Source organism: Geodermatophilus sp. URMC 65 (assembly GCF_053502545.1).
In genome coordinates this window covers 512,034-529,536 of sequence record NZ_CP199954.1, presented here as the reverse complement: position 1 = coordinate 529,536, position 17,503 = coordinate 512,034, and the positions used below count along the sequence as shown (strand labels likewise).

The 17,503-nt window shown below is 73.9% G+C and carries 17 protein-coding genes and 1 pseudogene; 10 read left to right on the top strand and 8 right to left on the bottom strand.

Annotated elements, in window-relative coordinates; translation table 11 throughout:
• Positions 1-81: 81 nt before the first annotated feature.
• Positions 82-873, bottom strand: a complete 792-nt coding sequence (locus ACWIX7_RS02500; protein ID WP_448620049.1) for a transposase family protein — start codon at positions 871-873, stop codon at positions 82-84.
• Between the two features lie 263 nt (positions 874-1,136).
• Here ACWIX7_RS02500 and ACWIX7_RS02495 point away from each other — a divergent pair.
• The 3 genes from ACWIX7_RS02495 to ACWIX7_RS02485 all read left to right on the top strand — a co-directional run bounded on the left by ACWIX7_RS02495 (position 1,137) and on the right by ACWIX7_RS02485 (position 3,679).
• A protein-coding gene (locus tag ACWIX7_RS02495) for an IS5 family transposase (RefSeq protein WP_448620048.1) occupies positions 1,137-2,002 on the top strand; the annotation gives its coding sequence in 2 pieces (ribosomal slippage) (positions 1,137-1,530 and positions 1,530-2,002; 867 coding nt in all).
• Positions 2,003-2,244: 242 nt separating this feature from the next.
• On the top strand, positions 2,245-3,519 hold the full coding sequence (locus tag ACWIX7_RS02490) for a glycosyltransferase (RefSeq protein WP_448620047.1): 1,275 nt from the start codon (positions 2,245-2,247) through the stop codon (positions 3,517-3,519).
• 1 nt (position 3,520) lies between these two features.
• Positions 3,521-3,679: a hypothetical protein gene (locus ACWIX7_RS02485; protein ID WP_448620046.1), complete on the top strand. Its 159-nt coding sequence runs from the start codon at positions 3,521-3,523 to the stop codon at positions 3,677-3,679.
• Between the two features lie 124 nt (positions 3,680-3,803).
• Here the strand turns inward: ACWIX7_RS02485 and ACWIX7_RS02480 are convergent.
• Positions 3,804-4,279 (bottom strand): annotated as a pseudogene (locus ACWIX7_RS02480) (transposase family protein); the annotation flags it as partial.
• A 115-nt stretch (positions 4,280-4,394) separates the two neighbouring features.
• Positions 4,395-5,189: an esterase/lipase family protein gene (locus tag ACWIX7_RS02475; protein WP_448620045.1), complete on the bottom strand. Its 795-nt coding sequence runs from the start codon at positions 5,187-5,189 to the stop codon at positions 4,395-4,397.
• A gap of 183 nt (positions 5,190-5,372) precedes the next feature.
• Between ACWIX7_RS02475 and ACWIX7_RS02470 the strand changes: the two genes are divergently transcribed.
• Positions 5,373-6,287: an alpha/beta fold hydrolase gene (locus ACWIX7_RS02470; RefSeq protein ID WP_448620044.1), complete on the top strand. Its 915-nt coding sequence runs from the start codon at positions 5,373-5,375 to the stop codon at positions 6,285-6,287.
• A 9-nt stretch (positions 6,288-6,296) separates the two neighbouring features.
• On the opposite strand, the gene ACWIX7_RS02465 is transcribed toward ACWIX7_RS02470, so the two are convergent.
• The 4 genes from ACWIX7_RS02465 to ACWIX7_RS02450 all read right to left on the bottom strand — a co-directional run bounded on the left by ACWIX7_RS02465 (position 6,297) and on the right by ACWIX7_RS02450 (position 11,769).
• Positions 6,297-7,295: an NAD-dependent epimerase/dehydratase family protein gene (locus tag ACWIX7_RS02465; RefSeq protein WP_448620043.1), complete on the bottom strand. Its 999-nt coding sequence runs from the start codon at positions 7,293-7,295 to the stop codon at positions 6,297-6,299.
• A 37-nt stretch (positions 7,296-7,332) separates the two neighbouring features.
• Positions 7,333-8,784 carry a WS/DGAT/MGAT family O-acyltransferase gene (locus tag ACWIX7_RS02460; protein ID WP_448620042.1) on the bottom strand — a complete coding sequence of 484 codons (1,452 nt, stop codon included), beginning with the start codon at positions 8,782-8,784 and terminating at the stop codon, positions 7,333-7,335.
• A 91-nt stretch (positions 8,785-8,875) separates the two neighbouring features.
• A complete protein-coding gene (locus ACWIX7_RS02455) occupies positions 8,876-9,790 on the bottom strand; it encodes an alpha/beta fold hydrolase (RefSeq protein ID WP_448620041.1) in 915 nt (304 codons plus the stop codon).
• Positions 9,791-9,819: 29 nt separating this feature from the next.
• Complete coding sequence (locus tag ACWIX7_RS02450; protein WP_448620040.1) at positions 9,820-11,769, bottom strand: FUSC family protein; 1,950 nt, start codon at positions 11,767-11,769, stop codon at positions 9,820-9,822.
• A gap of 58 nt (positions 11,770-11,827) precedes the next feature.
• Here ACWIX7_RS02450 and ACWIX7_RS02445 point away from each other — a divergent pair, with 58 nt between their 5' ends.
• The 6 genes from ACWIX7_RS02445 (at position 11,828) to ACWIX7_RS02420 (ending at position 17,149) form a co-directional block, all read left to right on the top strand.
• Complete coding sequence (locus ACWIX7_RS02445; protein WP_448620039.1) at positions 11,828-12,319, top strand: GNAT family N-acetyltransferase; 492 nt, start codon at positions 11,828-11,830, stop codon at positions 12,317-12,319.
• Between the two features lie 49 nt (positions 12,320-12,368).
• A complete protein-coding gene (locus ACWIX7_RS02440; RefSeq protein WP_448620038.1) occupies positions 12,369-13,190 on the top strand; it encodes a Nif3-like dinuclear metal center hexameric protein in 822 nt (273 codons plus the stop codon).
• 46 nt (positions 13,191-13,236) lie between these two features.
• A complete protein-coding gene (locus ACWIX7_RS02435) occupies positions 13,237-13,503 on the top strand; it encodes a DUF3311 domain-containing protein (RefSeq protein WP_448620037.1) in 267 nt (88 codons plus the stop codon).
• Positions 13,504-13,506: 3 nt separating this feature from the next.
• Positions 13,507-15,150 carry a monocarboxylate uptake permease MctP gene (mctP, locus tag ACWIX7_RS02430; protein WP_448620036.1) on the top strand — a complete coding sequence of 548 codons (1,644 nt, stop codon included), beginning with the start codon at positions 13,507-13,509 and terminating at the stop codon, positions 15,148-15,150.
• Between the two features lie 129 nt (positions 15,151-15,279).
• Positions 15,280-16,020, top strand: a complete 741-nt coding sequence (locus ACWIX7_RS02425; protein WP_448620035.1) for a zinc ribbon domain-containing protein — start codon at positions 15,280-15,282, stop codon at positions 16,018-16,020.
• Positions 16,021-16,054: 34 nt separating this feature from the next.
• A complete protein-coding gene (locus ACWIX7_RS02420) occupies positions 16,055-17,149 on the top strand; it encodes a bifunctional RNase H/acid phosphatase (protein WP_448620034.1) in 1,095 nt (364 codons plus the stop codon).
• Between the two features lie 7 nt (positions 17,150-17,156).
• Here the strand turns inward: ACWIX7_RS02420 and ACWIX7_RS02415 are convergent, their stop codons facing one another.
• Positions 17,157-17,387, bottom strand: a complete 231-nt coding sequence (locus ACWIX7_RS02415; protein WP_448620033.1) for a hypothetical protein — start codon at positions 17,385-17,387, stop codon at positions 17,157-17,159.
• Between the last annotated feature and the right edge of the window lie 116 nt (positions 17,388-17,503).

The following is a 17,503-nucleotide window of genomic DNA, read 5'->3' as shown; positions in this document are numbered from 1 at the left end:
GACGTAGAAACCCACGGACGCCTTACGACCTCGTGCATGGTTAGCGGCGAGCGGTCGTTGCACTGCTCGGGGCGGACCTGCTCACCTGGTGGTGCCGGTCGCGAGCGCTTCCGGTTGGCGGAGCCGGTCGGGTCGTGGGGCTCGTTCCTGGCTGGAGACCAGTCCGGCGACCGCGGGAAAGATCGTGTCCAGGTGCTCGCGTCGACCGAGGTGGCGAGACAGGGCTCGCCAGTTCTTCAGGTGGCTGATGCCGTGCTCGACGCGGATTCGCCTGGACGTGTGAGCCCGGCGTTCGGCCTCGTGTGCCGCGGCGACGGCGGGGAAGACCGGGATCTGGTTCCTCCGCCGGTGCGGCCGCGGGGTGATGACCGCACCGGCGGTCTGCGCGCTGAGCCCCTGATAGCCGGTGTCGGCGAGCAGCGTCACGCCCGGAGTGCGGGCCAGCAGTTCGACCAGGCCGGCCTGGCGGACCTGGGTCAGGTCATGGAGGGAGCCCGGGCGGGTCTGTCCGCAGAACAGCAGCCGCCCGGCGGCATCGGTGAGGACCAGCGCCTTGACGGTGTTGGCCCGGGCCTTTCCCGAGACGAACCGATGGCGGCCGGCCCGATGGGCCGCCGGGCGGCGCACCCGGACCTCCGTGGCATCCAGCAGGCCGACCCGCCCGCTGGCACCCAGGTGGGCGACCACATCGGCCAGCGTGCGCAGCCGGAGCCCGCCCTCGACGGTGCAGCCGCGCTCGGCCAGCAGCGGGCCGACCTCCCCGACCGCGCGGGTGATCGTCGAGCGGGACACCCCGAACCAGCAGGCCAGCACGTCATGGGTGACCCCGTGGCGCAGATGGACCAGGGTGGCCAGCAGCCGGTCGAGGAACACCAGCCGGTGGCCGGGCGCCGGCGCCGACCGCCCGCCGGCGCGGCCGATCGGCCAGCCGCGCGTCCTGGCGTGCCTGCCAGCGCGGTCCCAGCTCGGCGACCAGCTCGGCCAGGACCTCTCGAGACAGTCCGGTCACCCGGCGATCGGCGACAGCGGCGGCACGGGGAAGAGTGCTCGACACATCACGACCCTGCCCGTCCTGCCCACAGCACGGTCAAGTCGTCGGGCTAACCATGCACGAGGTCGTTAGAGATCGTTTCAAGATGAGCTCGGCGCGCCTCCTGCGGGCACTGGGTGAGCCTGCCGAGGCTGTGGTGGGTGACGAGGAGCTCGTGCCCGATGGGCTGTGGGAGCGGGTCGCCCCACTGCTGCCGCCGCGGAAGCCACGCCGACACCGCTATCCGGGTCGGCGGCCGATCGATGACCGTGCCGCGCTGGCCGGGATCGTGTTCGTGCTCAAGACCGGCATCACCTGGAACCAGCTGCCCACGTCCCTGGTCGGCTGCTCCGGGGTGACCTGCTGGCGGCGGCTACGCGATTGGACCGAGGCCGGCGTGTGGCCGGCCCTGCACGGACAACTGCTGGACCAGCTGCGCGCCCTCGATGAGCTGGACCTGGACCGCTGCGCGGTCGACGGCTCCCACATCCGGGCGCTCAAAGGGGGGACCACGTCGGCCCGTCCCCGGTCGACCGCGGCCGGCCCGGCTCCAAGCACCACCTGATCTGCGACGCCGGCGGCATTCCGCTCGCGGTCAGCCTGACCGGCGGCGACCGCAACGACGTCACCCAGCTCATCCCGCTGGTCGATGCCGTTCCGCCGATCCGCGGCCGGCGCGGACGCCCGCGCCGGCGACCGCGGGAGCTGTTCGCCGATCGCGGCTACGACCACGACGTCTACCGCCGACAGCTGCGCGCCCGCGGGATCACTCCGCGCATCGCCCGCCGCGGCGTCGCCCATGGCTCCGGCCTGGGCCGTCAGCGGTGGGTGGTCGAGCGCAGTTTCGCCTGGCTGCACGCCTTCAAGCGGCTGCGCACCCGCTACGAACGCCGCGCTGACATCCACCTCGGCCTACTCCAGCTCGCCTGCGCCCTCATCTGCTACCGGCAGCTGACCGTCGTTCTGAAATGAGTTCTTAAGCGCCTTCGGTAGCACACCGCACCACTCGCTTGAGTAGCGACATGGCTACAAAGCGTCGATGTGACAAACCCCATACTGAGCCTACGGCGCTTGGTCGTGCACTCTGTCTGCACCGAGCGGCTGAACCGGTCTTCCGCTGTGTACTCAGCCACTCGCCGCTCGACGCCCCCTCGCAAAGGTGCGAGCTTCGGCGTGCGACCGCGCCCCCAGACGCAGCTGAAGGGCTTCAGTTTATGGCTGGCTCCACCCCGTCCGTGCACCAGGCGAGCAGCGTCGTCGCCTTCGCGGAGAATGAGGCGCAACCGATGCGCTCGCGCATCACTGTGCTGATTCCCGCCCACAACGAGGCCGGCGGTATCGGGCAGACCCTCGCCGCCTTGGCCGAGCAGACGCGACTCCCCGATCGCGTGTTAGTCATTGCCGACAACTGCTCGGACGACACCGCCCTGATCGCCCTCGCACAGGGCGCAGAGGTGTACGAGACGGTCGGCAACAGCGACAAGAAGGCCGGGGCCCTCAACCAGGGACTGGAGAAGCGGTTCCGGCGGGCTGCCGGCGGGATCGCGGACGCGCCGGCCGGCAGCCCTGGACAGCGGAGCTCCGACCGCCCGATGTCCGGGAGGCACCACGCGGCCGACCAGCCCTTCGGCTCCGACCTCCGCGACGACGACTATGTGCTTGTGATGGACGCCGACACCGAGTTGTCGCCGCAGTTCATCGAAGTGGCCGCCGCCAGCCTGGACTCGTCCCCCGCCGTCGGCGCGGCGGGTGGGCTCTTCTTCGGCCGCGATGACGCCGGGCTTCTCGCCGTCCTGCAGCGAAACGAATACGTGCGCTACAGTCGTGAAATCGCGCGCACCGGCCGAGTGATGGTCCTGACCGGTACGGCGACTCTCTTTCGGGCTCGCGCCCTGCGAGAGGTTGCGCAGGCCCGTGGCTCGCAATTGCCCGGAACTCCCGGACAGGTCTACGACACGCTCGCGTTGACCGAGGACAATGAGTTGACGCTCGCACTGAAGACGTTGGGCTGGAGGCTGACCAGTCCCATGGAATGCGCGGTCACCACCGAGATCATGCCCACCTGGCGTGACCTCTGGAAGCAGCGGATGCGCTGGCAACGTGGCGCATTGGAGAACCTGCGTCACTACGGATGGACCTGGACGACGGCCCGCTACTGGGCGCAGCAGTTCGGCATCGGTTTCGGCGTCCTCGCGTTCCAGGCCTACCTTCTGCTGATCCTCATGCTCATCGCGTCGGGGTCGAGCATCGATGTCAGCCCCTTCTGGACCGCGGTCGGAGTGGTCTTCCTGCTCGAACGCGTCGCTACGGCATGGCGAGGCGGATGGAAGGCCCGACTCGTCGCCGCACCCCTGCTCATCGAACTCGCGTATGACCTGTTCATCCAGGCGGTCTTCGTTCGTTCCCTCTGCGACTTGGCTCGAGGGCGCAGTGCGGCGTGGCATCACGTCGCGGCTTCGGCGACGGCACACGTAGCGAAGGGAGGATGAGATGTACGGAAGTGTTGGCGTTTACACCACAAGCAGTGCGGGTGGACTTGCAGCAATCTTCGCCGCTGGCGCGCATACGCTGGGCATCATCGTGTCGATCACGACGTTGCTCTTCGGGACGCTGGCCGCGCTGAAATTGCTGCCGCGCCGCTGGCGCTAGGCGCCTCGGTCGCCCGTGGCCAGGCTGCGGCAGCCACCCGTGGCCGCAGCCTGGCCACACCCAGGTGGTGAGCCATTCTCAGTAGCGCCTCAACTTCTCAGTAACACCTCGACGTGCCTGTTGATCATGTAGTCCGGCCGTGCTGGTGATGAAGGAGCATGAGGGCGGCGGCGGTGATGGGCGCCGATGCGCCAGGGCAGAGGCTGACCCGGCGTAGCACCTCGAAGCTCGTCTTGAGCAGGAAGTTGCCGCGTTCGGCCGTCGGTCGATGGCGCGTCGGTGCTCTTCTTGACCGGCGTGGTCAGCGCTGTGCGCTCGCCTTCGTAGTCCAGATCGACGAGGACGGCATGGGCCTCGTCGGTGCACTCGGCCAGCAGCGGCAGCACCTCGGGATGGGCGCGCAGCGCGGTGCCGTGCTCGCGGCCGGGCCGTACGCCCGCGGTCCAGATCGGTCAGCCGTCGGGCGCGGCGATGAGCTGCACGTTGCCGCCGTGGGCGGGGGCTTGCCCGACCACCAAACCGCTCAACCGAGGCCCGGTCGCTCCGCATGACGGTGACCTCGCAGGTCAGCACAGCGTGTCCGCGGCGCCTGCTGACGAGCGGGCGGTCCGCGCTTCGATCCCGGCCGCGCCCACCCGGACCGTCGAGTGATGACTGTCGTGGTCTCCACAGGCGTGGGACCACGACAACTCACCACTCGACGCCGGGGGACGCGTCAGGCCGCGGCGGCCTCGCCGGCCAGCGGCGCCGGGACGTCCGGGCGGGGGAAGGCCGGGCGCAGGAACATCGGCGGCCGGAACGGCTGCCAGGCACCCTCGGGCTGGGCCAGCCGGTCGGCGATCGCCCAGAGGGCGGCCGGGTGGTGGCCGAGGCCCAGGTGGCTGGCCATCACGGCGATGTTCTCCGACCGCGGGCCGGGGGTCTCCAGGCAGGTCTGCCAGTGCACGATGCCGTCGAGGTGCGAGTAGATGGACGTCGCGGGCACCGGCAGCGGCGTGCAGTCGGGCTCCAGCGGCAGCGAACGGTGCTCGACGTGCAGGTGCGAGTACCGGTCGAAGACCCGCGAGGCCCGGCTCTGGCTGTGCCGGGTGATCCGGAACGGGCTGCCGAGGGTGATCACCTGGCGCACCGAGTCCGGCGTCCGGCGGGCCAGGTCGCGGGCGAAGATGCCGCCCAGGCTCCAGCCGACCAGGGACAGCGGCCGGCCGTAGCGGTCGCTGAGGTCGTCGAGGCGGTCGCGCATCCCGGCCACGCAGGCGGCGGTGGGGCCGATGTTGCGGCCCAGTCGCCAGCCGTGGACGCGGTAGCCCAGCCGGCGCAGCGTCGCGCGCAGCACCTGGGTCGAGGCGTCGTCGGCCATCAGCCCCGGCAGCACGAGCACCGGGTGCCCGTCGCCGTGCGGCAGTCGCGGCATCAGCGGCCGCGCAGCCAGGTACAGGCCGAAATCGGCCATCGCCCGGCCGGGCTCGCTCAGGTAGAGCGGCAGCGCCGGTCCATCGCCTCGGATCACGTCGTCCTCCTCGTCAGCCGGCCCCTGGGCGGCCCGCCCTGCAGGTACCACCCGGTACTGCTCCTGACACTCGGGAGCGGCACCTGATACACCCATCGGCAGTCTGGCTGTGCGGTGTGACACATCCCCGCGACCCCTGGCCCTGGAGCGGGGACGGTGATCGGGGCGTGGCACGGTACGGACATGGACGGCCAGACCGACACCGGGAACACCCCGGGGCACAGCCGCACCGTGGACATCGACGGCCCGGTGCACCACGTCGACTTCGGCGGCCGGGAGGACGGGCCGATCGTCGTCCTGGTGCACGGCCTGGGCGGCTCGCACCTCAACTGGGACCTGATCGCCCCTCTGCTCACCCCGCACGCGCGGGTGCACGCCCTCGACCTGCCCGGCTTCGGCCGCAGCGAGCCGGGGGAGCGGACGGCCAACGTGCGCGACAACGTGGTGGTCCTCGACCGCTTCGTCCGCGAGGTGACCGGCGGGCCGGTGGTCCTGGTCGGCAACTCGATGGGCGGGATGGTCTCGGTGCTCGAGGCGCAGCGCTCGCCGGCGAAGGTCAGCGGCCTGGTGCTGGTCGACCCCGCGCTGCCCGGCCCGCGGGGGCGTCCGGACCCCCGGGTCGCGGCGGCGTTCGGGCTCTACGCGCTGCCCGGCGCGGGGCAGCGCTACCTCGCCGGCCGTCGCCGCAGGCTCGGCGCGCGGGGCACCGTCCGGGAGATGCTCGAGCTGTGCGGCGTCGACCCCGACGCCGTCCCGCCGTCGCTCATCGACCGCTCGGTGGCGCTGGTCGACGACCGGCGTGACGTCGCCGGCATGGACCGCGCGTTCCTCACCGCGGCGCGCTCGCTGCTCCTGCTCCTGGCCGATCCGCGGTTGGTGCGCCGCGCGATGGCCGGTCTGCAGGTGCCGGTGCTGCTCGTGCACGGCGACCGCGACCGGCTGGTGCCGGTGTCGGTGGCGCGGGACGTCGCCCGGCGGCACCCGGACTGGCGTTACGTCGAGCTGCCGGGCGTCGGGCACGTGCCGCAGCTGCAGTGCCCGGAGCTGCTGGCCGAGCACCTCCTGGCGTGGCTGCCGACGGTCGCGCGGGTGCCCTGACCCGCGCCTTCAGGCCAGCGTCGCCCGCAGCGCCTCCCACCCGGTGTGCTGTGGCCGCCAGCCCAGCTGGGTCTTCGCCTTGGCGGTGTCCATGATCACCGGCCGGGTGAACGCCTCCACCCACTCGGCGGCGGGTGGCAGGAACGGGATCCGGGACACCGCGCGGGCGGCCAGCTCGGCGGGTGCGGCCGGTACTGGCACGGGGAGCGCGCCGAACTCGCGCAGCACGTCGGCGGTGGTCAGGACGCCGTCCCCGGCGATGTTGTAGGCGCCGGCCGGACCGGCGCCCACCACGCACAGCTGCAGCGCGCTGCCGACGTCGTCCTCGTGGATGAACTGGAACCGCAGCTGCGGCGCGAGCACCGGCACCGGGACCGGCAGCCGCCGTGGGCGGCCGAACAGCGCCCGCCCGATCGGCGCGAGCGGGCCGGGCAGGACGTCCTTGGCGCCGATCGCGTGGGGGCCGAGGACGACCGGCGGGCGCAGCAGGTACAGCGCCAGGTCGGGGGTGGTGGCGGCCTCGACGTCCAGCAGCTGCTCGAGCTCGGCCTTCTCCTGGCCGTAGAACAGCCGGGCGGCCGGGCGCACCGGCCAGTCCTCGGGTATCGGCTCGGGGTTGTCGGGGTGCCAGCCGTAGGCCGCCACCGACGAGGCGTGGACGAAGCGACGGGCGCCGGCGGCGGCCGCGGCGCGGAAGACGTTCAGCGTGCCGTCGACGTTGATCGCCCGGGTCGTCTCCCGGGAGGCGTTGCCGGTGATGAGGAACGCCAGGTGCACGACGACGTCGGCGCCGGCGAAGGCCTCCTCCAGGGCCGCGGGGTCCCGGACGTCGCCGCGCCGGTACTCCATCTTCGTCCAGCCCCGCTCGGCCGGGTCGAACGGCCGCCGGGCGATGCCGACGATGCGCTGCACGCGGTCGTCGGCCTGCAGGAGCGGGACGAGGCCGCTGCCGAAGGTCCCCGTGGGACCGGTGACGGCGACGGTGAGGTCGGTCTGGGGGGCTGCCACGCCGACCGGCTACCCGGCCGGCGGAGCAGCCAACCGATCAGGTCGCGGCGCTCGCCGGGGTGGCCTGCCGGGCGGCGGCGACCAGCTCGTCGATGCCGCGCCGGATGCCCCCGGAGAGGACGTCGACGTCGGGGAAGGCGTCGAAGTCGGCGTTGATCCCGAAGGTCATCGTGTTGAGGTAGGAGAAGATCCCGATCGACACGCGGGTGCCACCGGCGATGGGCACGTAGGCGTGCGCCGAGCACATCCGGCGGCCCAGCACGTACAGCGGCACCCGCGGCCCCGGCACGTTGGTCGTGATGGCCTGGCACCACATCTGCCCGGCGGCCAGCGCGGCCCGCACGCCCATGGACAGCAGCGTCGGCGCCACGAAGTCGCCCATCGCGATGATCGAGCGGGCGTCGACGGCCTGCAGGACCTTCTTGTGCTCGTCCATCTGGCGGCGCACCGAGGTCAGCCGGGCCACCGGGTCCGGCTCGCCGACGGGCAGGTCGACGAAGACGGCCGAGATCTGGTTGCCCAGCTGCCCGCGCTCGTCGGCCTGGCGTACCGAGACCGGCACCATCGAGCGGACGACCAGCCCCTGGCGCAGCGAGCCGCGCCGCTCGAGCAGGTCGCGGAAGCCGTGGGCGATGGCGGCGAGGACGACGTCGTTGACGGTGCCGCCGAACGCCGTCCGGACGCCCTTGAGCTCGTCGAACTCCGCGTCGGTCCAGGCCCAGCGCCGGTGCGGGCCGATCGGCCCGTTGAGCGAGCGGGCGGTCGGCGTGGCCAGCTGGCGGGTCACGGAGGGGACCCCGGCGGCCAGGGACCGGCCGGCCCGGACGGCGCTGCGGCCCGCACCCCGCACGCCCTCGGCGCCGGACAGCCGGGTGAGCTCGCGCAGCGGGTGGGTGACGGCGTCCTGCACGGCACCGGCGACGACCTCGAGGGACGACGGGTTGCGTTGCGGCGTCCAGTCCTGGGGCTCGCCGTGCGTGGCGTCGGGCGTCAGGTCGAACAGCAGCTGCATCAGGTCGGTCCCGGCGATGCCGTCGACCATGCAGTGGTGGACCTTGGAGATGAGCGCCCAGCGGCCGTTCTCCAGGCCCTCGACGAGCCACAGTTCCCACAGCGGCTTGGCCAGGTCCAGGCGCTGGCCGAGGACGCGGCCGGCCAGGTTGCGCAGCTGCTCCTCGCCGCCCGGGCTCGGGACGGCGGTGTGCCGGACGTGGTACAGGATCTGGAAGTGCGGGTCGTCGACCCACAGCGGGCGGCCCAGGTCCAGCGGCACCCGCCGGACCCGCTGGCGGTAGCGCGGCACCAGGGGAAGCTTGCCCAGCAGCAGCCGCACGACGTCGCCGTAGGAGGGGGCCGGCCCCTCGAACACCGCCACGGAGCCCACGTGCAGCGGCGTGTCCTCGCTCTCCGCGTAGTAGAAACCGGCGTCGGTCGGGCTCATGCGGTCCACGGTCAGCTCCTCCCACCCCGCCTCGTCCGGGCGGGCCATCGTCCCAGCTCCGCGGGGGCTCCCGGCACGCCGTGGCCCCATCCGGGTGGCCCCTACCCGACCACGTGGCCGCGGTCACGTCCACCGGAGCTCAGGCCGCGCGCGCGACGCCCTCCGCCCGGTCGAGCAGCCGCAGGAACGCCGCGTCCACGACCGCGGTGCGGGTCAGGTTGACGCTGTGCCCGGCGCCGTCGACGACGACCAGCTCGGCCGACGGGCCGATCTCCTCCGCGAGCCGCCGTCCGTGGGGCAGCGGGGTGAGCCGGTCGTGGGTCGCGGCGACGACGGTGACCGGCACCCGCCCGAGCACCGGCAGCGCGGCGTGCTCGTCGTGGTCGAGGAAGGTCGCGTAGAAGGCCATCGTGACCGGCAGCGGCGTCTCCTCCAGCAGGTCCTGCACCATCCGCACCTTCTCCGGGTCGGCGTCGTCCCTGCCGAACAGGTAGCGGCGGGTGTACCAGCGCCCGATCCGGGTGCCGCGGCGGCGGAATCGCTCCAGCAGCGGCGCCCACAGCTGGAGCAGCCAGAGGTAGACCGGCAGCAGGCCGAGCGCGCGCAGCACCCGGGTGCCGAGCCCGACCAGCCCGGCGCTCACCAGCCCGCCGGCGGAGGTGGCCAGGAGGAAGGCGCCGACGACGCGGGTGCCGAACAGCTCGGGGCGCTGCCGGGCCAGGGCCATGACGCTCATCCCGCCCATCGAGTGGCCGGCCAGCACCACCGGTCCCTCGGGGACGACGGCGTCGAGAACCTGGCCCAGGTCGCGGCCGGTGCGGTCGATCGTCGCCCGGGTCAGCGGCGTCCAGCCCGAGCGGCCGTGCCCGCGCTGGTCCCACAGCACCAGCCGGGCGCGACCGCGCAGGGCCTCGCGCTGCAGGTCCCACTCGCCGAGCCGGGCGGTGAAGCCGTGGCTGAGGACGACGGTCAGGGCGGCGTTGTCGATCCCGTCCACCTCGACGTGCAGGTCGACGCCGTCGTCGGTGCGGACGGTCAGCTCGCGAGCGGTCACCCGGCCATCCTCACCCGGGCGGCGCCGGCCTACTCGTCGGCGACGGCCGTGCCGGGACGGCGGCCGGGGGCGGCGTCGCGGACCAGCCGGCGGGCGGCGTCCACCTCGCGGGCGACCGGCGCGAGCACGCCGTCGGCGTGGATCTCGGCGTCGTCGGGCGGGCGGTGCTCGCGGATGTCGTCCTCCAGCTCACGGATGGCGCGGCGGAGGACGGCGACCTGCGCCAGGTCCGGCGCCGGCTCGCCGTGCCGGGTGGCGATGACGGCCTCCGTCACGGCGTCCGACGTCCGTTCCAGCTGGATGATGACCGGCCAGAAGGCGGCGGCGCGGGTGCTGACCGGAGGGGGCTCCGCCAGCCGGCGCTGCAGCTGGGTCTGCAGCTCCGTGAGCGCGCGGTAGCTGCGCCGGCGGGCGCGGCGCCGCTCGGCCGGGCTGCCGGTGAAGGCCGCCTCGACGAACTCGTCGAGGCGGTGCGCGGCGTCGCGGAGCGCCTCGTCGAGCGGCGCCCGCCACGTCTGCGGCCACAGCAGGTAGCCGAACACCAGCACGATCGCGCAGCCGATGAGGGTGTCGAGCAGCCGCGCGCCGACCAGCCCCGGGCCACCGGGCAGGGCGATGTCCAGCAGCAGGATGATCACCGGCGTCTGGAAGACGGAGAACAGGCCGAAGTTGGCGCCGCGGGCCCACGGCAGCAGCCCGGCGGCCACGGCCATGGCAGCCAGCACCCACGCGCTGCGCGGCAACACGGCCAGCAGCAGCGAGCCGAGGAGGACGCCGAGCAGCGTGCCGGCGCCGCGCTGGACCGCGCGGGTGAACACCGACCCGAAGTCGGGCTTGAGCACGATCGCGACGGTGAGCAGCACCCAGTAGGGCCGCTCGATCGGCAGGTACTGACGGGCGATCTCGGCGATCGTCATGCACAGGGCCAGGCGGACGGCGAAGCCGCGGGTGTCGGGGCTGCCGAGCGTGCGGTCGACGAGGTCACGCAGGCGGAGACGCCAGTCCGGCCGGGGCTGGGGGACCGCGGCCCCGGCCCGCTCCTCGGGGTCGCCGACCACGTTCCACGCCAGCCGCAGCCCGTGGCGCACCGCCCGCCGGGTGGGCGCGCCCTCCTCCAGGGGCTCCGGCCGCTCCTCGGGCAGGTCCTGCCTTCCGGCCACTGCGGCCGCCAGGGCGTGTACGGCACCGACGTCCTGCGGGTCGGCGGGCACCCCGGCGCGGGCGGTGGCCACCGCGCCCTCGACCAGCGGTGCGGCCGCGTTGAGGACACCGGCCAGCTCGGAGAGCGCGCGGCTGCGTCCGGCGCTGCGGCTGCGGGAGCGGATGACCCGGTCGTAGGCGTCGTTGAGGGCGGTGGTCAGCTCCCGGCGCGCGTCCTCGGCCTGGCGCGTCCCCGCCGCGGCGAGCAGCTCGCCGATGCGCGTGAAGACGGTGGCGACCGCCGTCCGGTCGGGGTCGCCCTGCTCGGTGGCGTACTGGACCAGCGTGGCGAGCGTCGCCCACGCCGTCCCGGCGACGAAGCAGCCGACCTCGGCCGGGGCGGACAGCGGGGTGACCAGGCCCGAGGCGAGGGCGGTGTAGACGAGCAGCTGGAGGGACCCGAGGGAGAGCGCCGCGTTGACCGCGCTGATGAACGCCGCCAGCGCAGCCGCGACCGCGACGACGACCACCGGCAGCCACCCGCCGCCGGAGGCGAACTGGCCGATGACCAGCCCGATGCCGCCGAACACCGTGGCCGCGGCGGTGCGGCGCAACCGGTCGCGCAGCGGGCCGCCCTGCGGGGCGAGGCTGCCGGCGAGCGCGCCGGTCGTGGCGAAGACGCCCGCCCCGAGCACCGGGCCGGGCTCGATGCCGCCCTCGACGGCGACCGCCACGGCCAGAGGCGCGGGCACGGTCACGGCGAAGCGGACGACGTCCCGCCACGGCACCGGGGGAGGGGTGGTGCGCACCAGCTCCTCCAGCCAGGCCGGTGCACGCAACCCCCGCTCCGCCACGGTCCCTGAGCTTTCCATCCCGCCCAGCTGGGACGCTCCGGGCGTGGCCGGTGCCGCTGGTGTCCGGGTCGCCTCGGCCGCGGACCTGCGGGAGGTCCCCGCGGTCGAGGCGGCCGCCGACGCGCTGTTCCGGGAGCGCGGCGTGCTGGACCTGCCCGCCCCGGCTCCGGCCGACCTGCGGGCCCGGGCGTGGCGGGTGCTGGTCGTCGGGCGGCCGGTGGTCGGGTTCGCCGTCCTGGAGCGGGTGGACGGCGACGTGCACCTGGAGCAGCTGTCGGTGCACCCGTCGGCGATGGGGCAGGGGCTGGGGGCTGCGCTGCTCTCGTCCTCGGTCGACGAGGCCCGGGCGGCCGGCGCCCGGCGGGTCACCCTGCTGACCTTCGCGGACGTGCCGTGGAACGCGCCCTGGTACGCCCGCCACGGGTGGCAGGTGACCGACGAGCTCGGGCCGCAGTTGCGGGCGCTCGCCGAGCACGAGGTGGAGCTCGGCCTGACCCGGCACGGCCGCCGCGTGGCGATGGCGCGGCCGGTGTAGTCGCCTCCGCGCCGAGTGCGCCCGGGTCGCTGTCCTAGGGTCGGCGCGCGTGAGCGTGACACTGGGGGAGGTCGTCGCCGCGCTCGAGGCGCGCTACGACCCCGCGCTGGCCGAGGACTGGGACGCCGTCGGGCTGGTCTGCGGCGATCCGGACGAACCGGTCGAGCGGGTGCTGTTCGCCGTCGACCCGGTGGCCACCGTCGTCGACGAGGTCGTGGAGACCGGCGCCCAGCTGCTGGTCACCCACCACCCGCTCTTCCTGGCCGCGGTCCACGGCGTCCCGGCCGACGACCCCAAGGGCCGCCTGGTGCACCGCCTGGTCCGCTCCGGCGCCGGCCTGTTCGTCGCGCACACCAACGCCGACCGGGCGCCCGACACCGGCGTGAACGACGCCCTCGCCGGCGCGCTCGGCCTCACCGGCACCCGCCCGATCCAGCCGGCTGCTCCCGACCCCCGCGCGGGGCTCGGCCGCGTCGGCCGCCTCCCCGAGCCGGCGACCCTCGCGGAGTTCGCCGGACGGGTGGCCGCAGCGCTGCCCGAGACCGTCGGTGGCGTCCGGGCGGCCGGTGACCCGGGACGCCGCATCGAGACCGTCGCCGTCTGCGGCGGCAGCGGCGGCTCGCTGCTCCCCGCCGCGGCGGCGGCCGGTGCCGACGTCCTCCTCACCAGCGACCTGCGACACCACCCCGTGTCGGAGGCGCAGGAGGTGCGGGGTCCGGCGCTCTGTGACGTGGCACACTTCGCCTCCGAGTGGCCCTGGCTGCCCGTCGCGGCCGACGTCCTCGCCCGCGACCTGTCCGGCCGGGTGGACGTCGCCGTGTCCCGGCGGCGCACCGACCCGTGGACGACGCACGCCGGGGCCAGTCGCTGATCCGGTCGCAGCCGCGGCCGGACGACGACGCCCAGGAGGCCGGCCGATGAGCGCGGGGACCAGACCGCCGACGGACCCGCGCACGCGGGAGGGCGCGCCCGCCCGCAGCGACCGCAGCCCGTGGAACTGGCTGCTGCTGGTCGCCGTCGTGGTCCCGCTGCTGGTCCCGCTCTACAACCGGGTCGAGCCCACGCTCTTCGGCTGGCCGTTCTTCTACTGGGTGCAGCTGGCGTTCGTGCCCCTCGGCGTCCTCGCCACGTTCCTCGCCTACCGCGCCGCCCGGCGACGCCCCGCCGCCGACCGGGAGCGCTGAGCGGTGGACGGGGTCAACGTCGTCGAGCTGGTCATCGTCTGCGCCCTGTTCCTCCTCGTGACGGTGATGGGCTTCGTCGCCGCCCGCTGGCGGCGCGCCGAGGACCTCATGCACCTGGACGAGTGGGGTCTGGGCGGGCGCAACTTCGGCACCTGGGTCACCTGGTTCCTGCTCGGCGGTGACCTCTACACGGCCTACACCTTCGTCGCCGTCCCGGCGCTGGTGTTCGGCGCGGGCGCGGCCGGGTTCTTCGCCGTCCCGTACACGGTCGTGGTCTACCCGCTGGTCTTCCTGGTGATCGTCCGGCTGTGGTCGGTCAGCCACGTGCGCGGGTTCGTGACGCCGGCGGACTTCGTCCGCGCCCGGTTCGACTCGCCCACGATGGCGCTGCTGGTGGCGATCACCGGGATCGTCGCGACGATGCCCTACATCGCGCTCCAGCTGGTCGGCATCGAGGCCGTGCTCAAGGCGATGGGCGTGGAGGGCGAACTGCCGCTCATCGTCGCCTTCATCATCCTGGCGCTCTACACCTACAACTCCGGGCTGCGGGCGCCGGCGCTCATCGCGTTCGTCAAGGACGCGCTGATCTACCTGACGATCATCGTCGCGGTCATCGTCATCCCGTCCAGGCTTGGCGGCTGGGACGCGATCTTCGGCGCCGCCGAGGCGAAGTTCGCGACCACCGGCACCGGCGGCATCGTGCTGGGCGAGGCCTCGCAGCTGAACTACGCGACGCTGGCGCTGGGCTCGGCGCTGGCGCTGTTCCTCTACCCGCACACGATCACCGGTGCGCTGGCGGCGAGCGACCGCGACGTCCTCAAGCGGAACATGAGCGCGCTGCCGCTCTACAGCTTCGCGCTGGCCTTCATCGCCCTGCTCGGCTTCATGGCCATCGCGGCCGGGGTGACGCCGATCGGCGGCGACGGGAACACCATCGTCCCGGTGCTCTTCCAGGAGATGTTCCCGAGCTGGTTCGCCGGCATCGCCTTCGCCGCCATCGGCATCGGTGCGCTGGTGCCCGCGGCGATCATGTCGATCGCCGCGGCGAACCTGTTCACCCGCAACATCTACAAGGAGTTCCTCAAGCGCGACGCCACCGCGCGGCAGGAGGCGCAGGTCGCCAAGGTCGTCTCGCTGGTGGTCAAGCTGGGCGCGGTCGCGGCGATCATCTTCATCGACCCGCAGTTCTCCATCGACCTGCAGCTGATCGGCGGCGTGATCATCCTGCAGACGCTGCCGTCGGTGGCGATCGGCCTCTACACCCGCTGGTTGCACCGCGGCGGCCTCATCGCCGGCTGGGTGGCCGGCATGGCCGCTGGCCTGCTGGCGCTCTACGTCACCCAGCGGGTCGGTCCGGACGGCACGGTGGTGCGCGAGCACTTCGGCGGGTCGGCTTTCGCGCTGTCCGACCTCGGCCTCGACACGGCCGTCACGGTGTACGCCGGGTTCGTCGCGCTGCTGGTCAACCTGGTGGTCACCGTCCTGGTCACCGCCGCGCTGCGGGCAGCAGGGGTGGACCCCGGCGTCGACGGGACGGCGGACACCGACTACACCGCCGAGCGGGACGACCCCACCTTCCGCGAGCTGCCCGACCCGCTGGAGTCGGCACCGCCGGGAGCGGCGGGGGAGCGCCCGGCCCGCAGGTGAAGGACCCCGTCCTCCCCCCTCCGCAGGCTGGCCTCGCCCGGAGGCTCAGCCCGAGCTTGCGAGGGTCGAGAGGGGCGAGGTCCTTCTACCTGCACGGGGGCCGGGGCGGTGCCCCGGTAGGTTGGACGGGTGAAGGCCGACCACTTCGACCAGCAGAAACTGCTGGCCCTCGCCGCCGAGGACGTCGCCCTGGGCCAGCTGGCCCACCGGCGGCGCACCCTCCCCGAGAACGCCGCGGTCGAGGCCGCGGCCGAGAAGGAGCGGGAGCTGGCCGCCGCCGTGGTGCGCGCCGAGACCGAGGTCCGCGACCTGCAGCGGGAGGTCAAGCGGCTCGAGGGCGACGTCGAGACGGTGCGCGCGCGGGTGACCCGCGACCAGGGGTTGCTGGACTCCGGCAGCGTCTCGGCCAAGCAGATGACCGACCTGCAGCACGAGATGCAGTCGCTGGCGCGGCGGCAGTCGGACCTGGAGGACCAGGAGCTCGAGCTCATGGAGCAGCTCGAGACCGCGGAGGCCGCCCTCGCCGAGGCGCAGGAGGGGCAGGAGACGGTGCGGGCCGAGCTGGAGCGCGTCCAGCAGCTCCGCGACGACGCCCTGGCCGACATCGCCGACGGGACGGCGCAGCACGAGGCCGCCCGCGCCGAGGCCGCCGCCCGCATCCCGGCCGACCTGCTGGCGCTCTACGAGCGGATCCGCACCCAGACCGGCAGCACCGGCGCGGCGGTGCTCCGGGCCCGCCAGTGCCAGGGCTGCCGCATCGAGCTCTTCGGCAAGGAGCTCGCCACCGTCCGCAACGCCGACCCCCACGAGGTGGTGCGCTGCGACAACTGCGGCCGGATCCTCGTCCGCACCGCGGAGTCGGGGCTGTGACGCGTCGTCTCTCGCCTCGTGAAAGGAGCGGCCGGTGATCCGCCGGCTGGTCGTGGAGGCCGACGGCGGCTCGCGCGGCAACCCCGGCCCGGCCGGCTACGGCGCTCTCGTGCGGGACGCGACGACCGGGAAGGTGCTGGCGGAGCGGGCCGAGTCCGTCGGGCGGGCGACCAACAACGTCGCCGAGTACGGCGGCCTGGTCGCCGGGCTGCAGGCCGCGCTCGACCTCGACCCGACCGCCGACGTCGAGGTGCGGATGGACTCCAAGCTCGTCGTCGAGCAGATGTCGGGTCGCTGGAAGGTCAAGCACCCCGACATGCAGAAGCTGGCGCTGCAGGCCCAGCAGATCGCCCGGCAACTGGGCAGCGTCCGCTACACCTGGGTGCCACGGGCGCAGAACGGCGCCGCCGACGCGCTGGCCAACAGCGCGATGGACGGCCGGCCGGTCCGCCGCGACCTCGCCGCCGAACCCAGCACCGCGGGGGACGACGTCCAGCCGGTGACCCCCCGCGCGCCCGCCGTCACCACCGTCACGCACCTGCTGCGGCACGGGCGGACCGAGCACACGCCAGAACGTCGTTACAGCGGCCGCAACGACCTGCCGCTGTCGGCGGTCGGCCGGGCCGAGGCCGAGGCGGCGGCGAAACGGGCCGAGGAGCTCGGCATCGACGTCATCGTGGCCTCGCCGCTGCGCCGCACCCGGGAGACCGCCGAGGTGGTCGGCGCGGTGCTCGGGCTGCCGGTGCAGTACGACGACGACCTGGTCGAGCTGGACTTCGGCGAGTTCGAGGGCCTCACCGCCGAGGAGGCCAAGCAGCGGCACCCGCTGGCCGCCCGCCGGTTCGCCGAGGACGTCACCGTCGCGGCACCGGGCGGGGAGTCGGTCGCCGACGTCAGCGACCGGGTCGCCCGCGCCCGGGCCCGCATCCTGCGCGGGCACGCCGGGAAGACGGTGCTCGTCGTCTCCCACGTCACACCGATCAAGCTGCTGCTCGCCGCCGGCCTCGACGTGCCCGACGACGTCGTCCACCGGGTGTTCCTCGAGGCGGCGTCCCTCAGCACCGTCGCGTGGCGTTCCGACGGGCGGGCCGCCGTCCGCCTGGTCAACGACACCGGCCACCTGCGCTGACCGGACGTCAGGGCGTCCCGGCCCGCTCCTCGGCGCGAGCCCACAGCCGGCGCAGCGCGGCGCTGGCCACCTCGGTGTCGACGCCGTGGTCCGCCGGTGGCTGCGGACCGGCGTAGACCTCCAGCTCCTTCGGCCAGGCCGGCCGTGCACGGAGCTCCAGGAGCAGCGGGGCGTACCGGAGCTGCGCCGGCTGCAGGATGCCGGGGAGGAGCACGAGCGGAGCCGGTGTCCGGATCATGGGGCACGTCCTCTCGACGCGGGCCCACGCCGCCCGTCTGGCGGGACGCCCCACCTCGCGAGTCACGGTGGGGCCCCGGCGGAGCGCGGGAAGGGGTGCGGCCGGGCGGCTGTTGC

Coding starts and splice junctions, on each gene's coding strand:
- ACWIX7_RS02485 (WP_448620046.1), top strand. CDS start 3,521: ATGTACGGAAGTGTTGGCGTTTACACCACAAGCAGTGCGGGTGGACTT.
- ACWIX7_RS02460 (WP_448620042.1), bottom strand. CDS start 8,784: ATGGCCCGCCCGGACGAGGCGGGGTGGGAGGAGCTGACCGTGGACCGC.
- ACWIX7_RS02415 (WP_448620033.1), bottom strand. CDS start 17,387: ATGATCCGGACACCGGCTCCGCTCGTGCTCCTCCCCGGCATCCTGCAG.
- ACWIX7_RS02435 (WP_448620037.1), top strand. CDS start 13,237: ATGAGCGCGGGGACCAGACCGCCGACGGACCCGCGCACGCGGGAGGGC.
- ACWIX7_RS02490 (WP_448620047.1), top strand. CDS start 2,245: ATGGCTGGCTCCACCCCGTCCGTGCACCAGGCGAGCAGCGTCGTCGCC.
- ACWIX7_RS02470 (WP_448620044.1), top strand. CDS start 5,373: ATGGACGGCCAGACCGACACCGGGAACACCCCGGGGCACAGCCGCACC.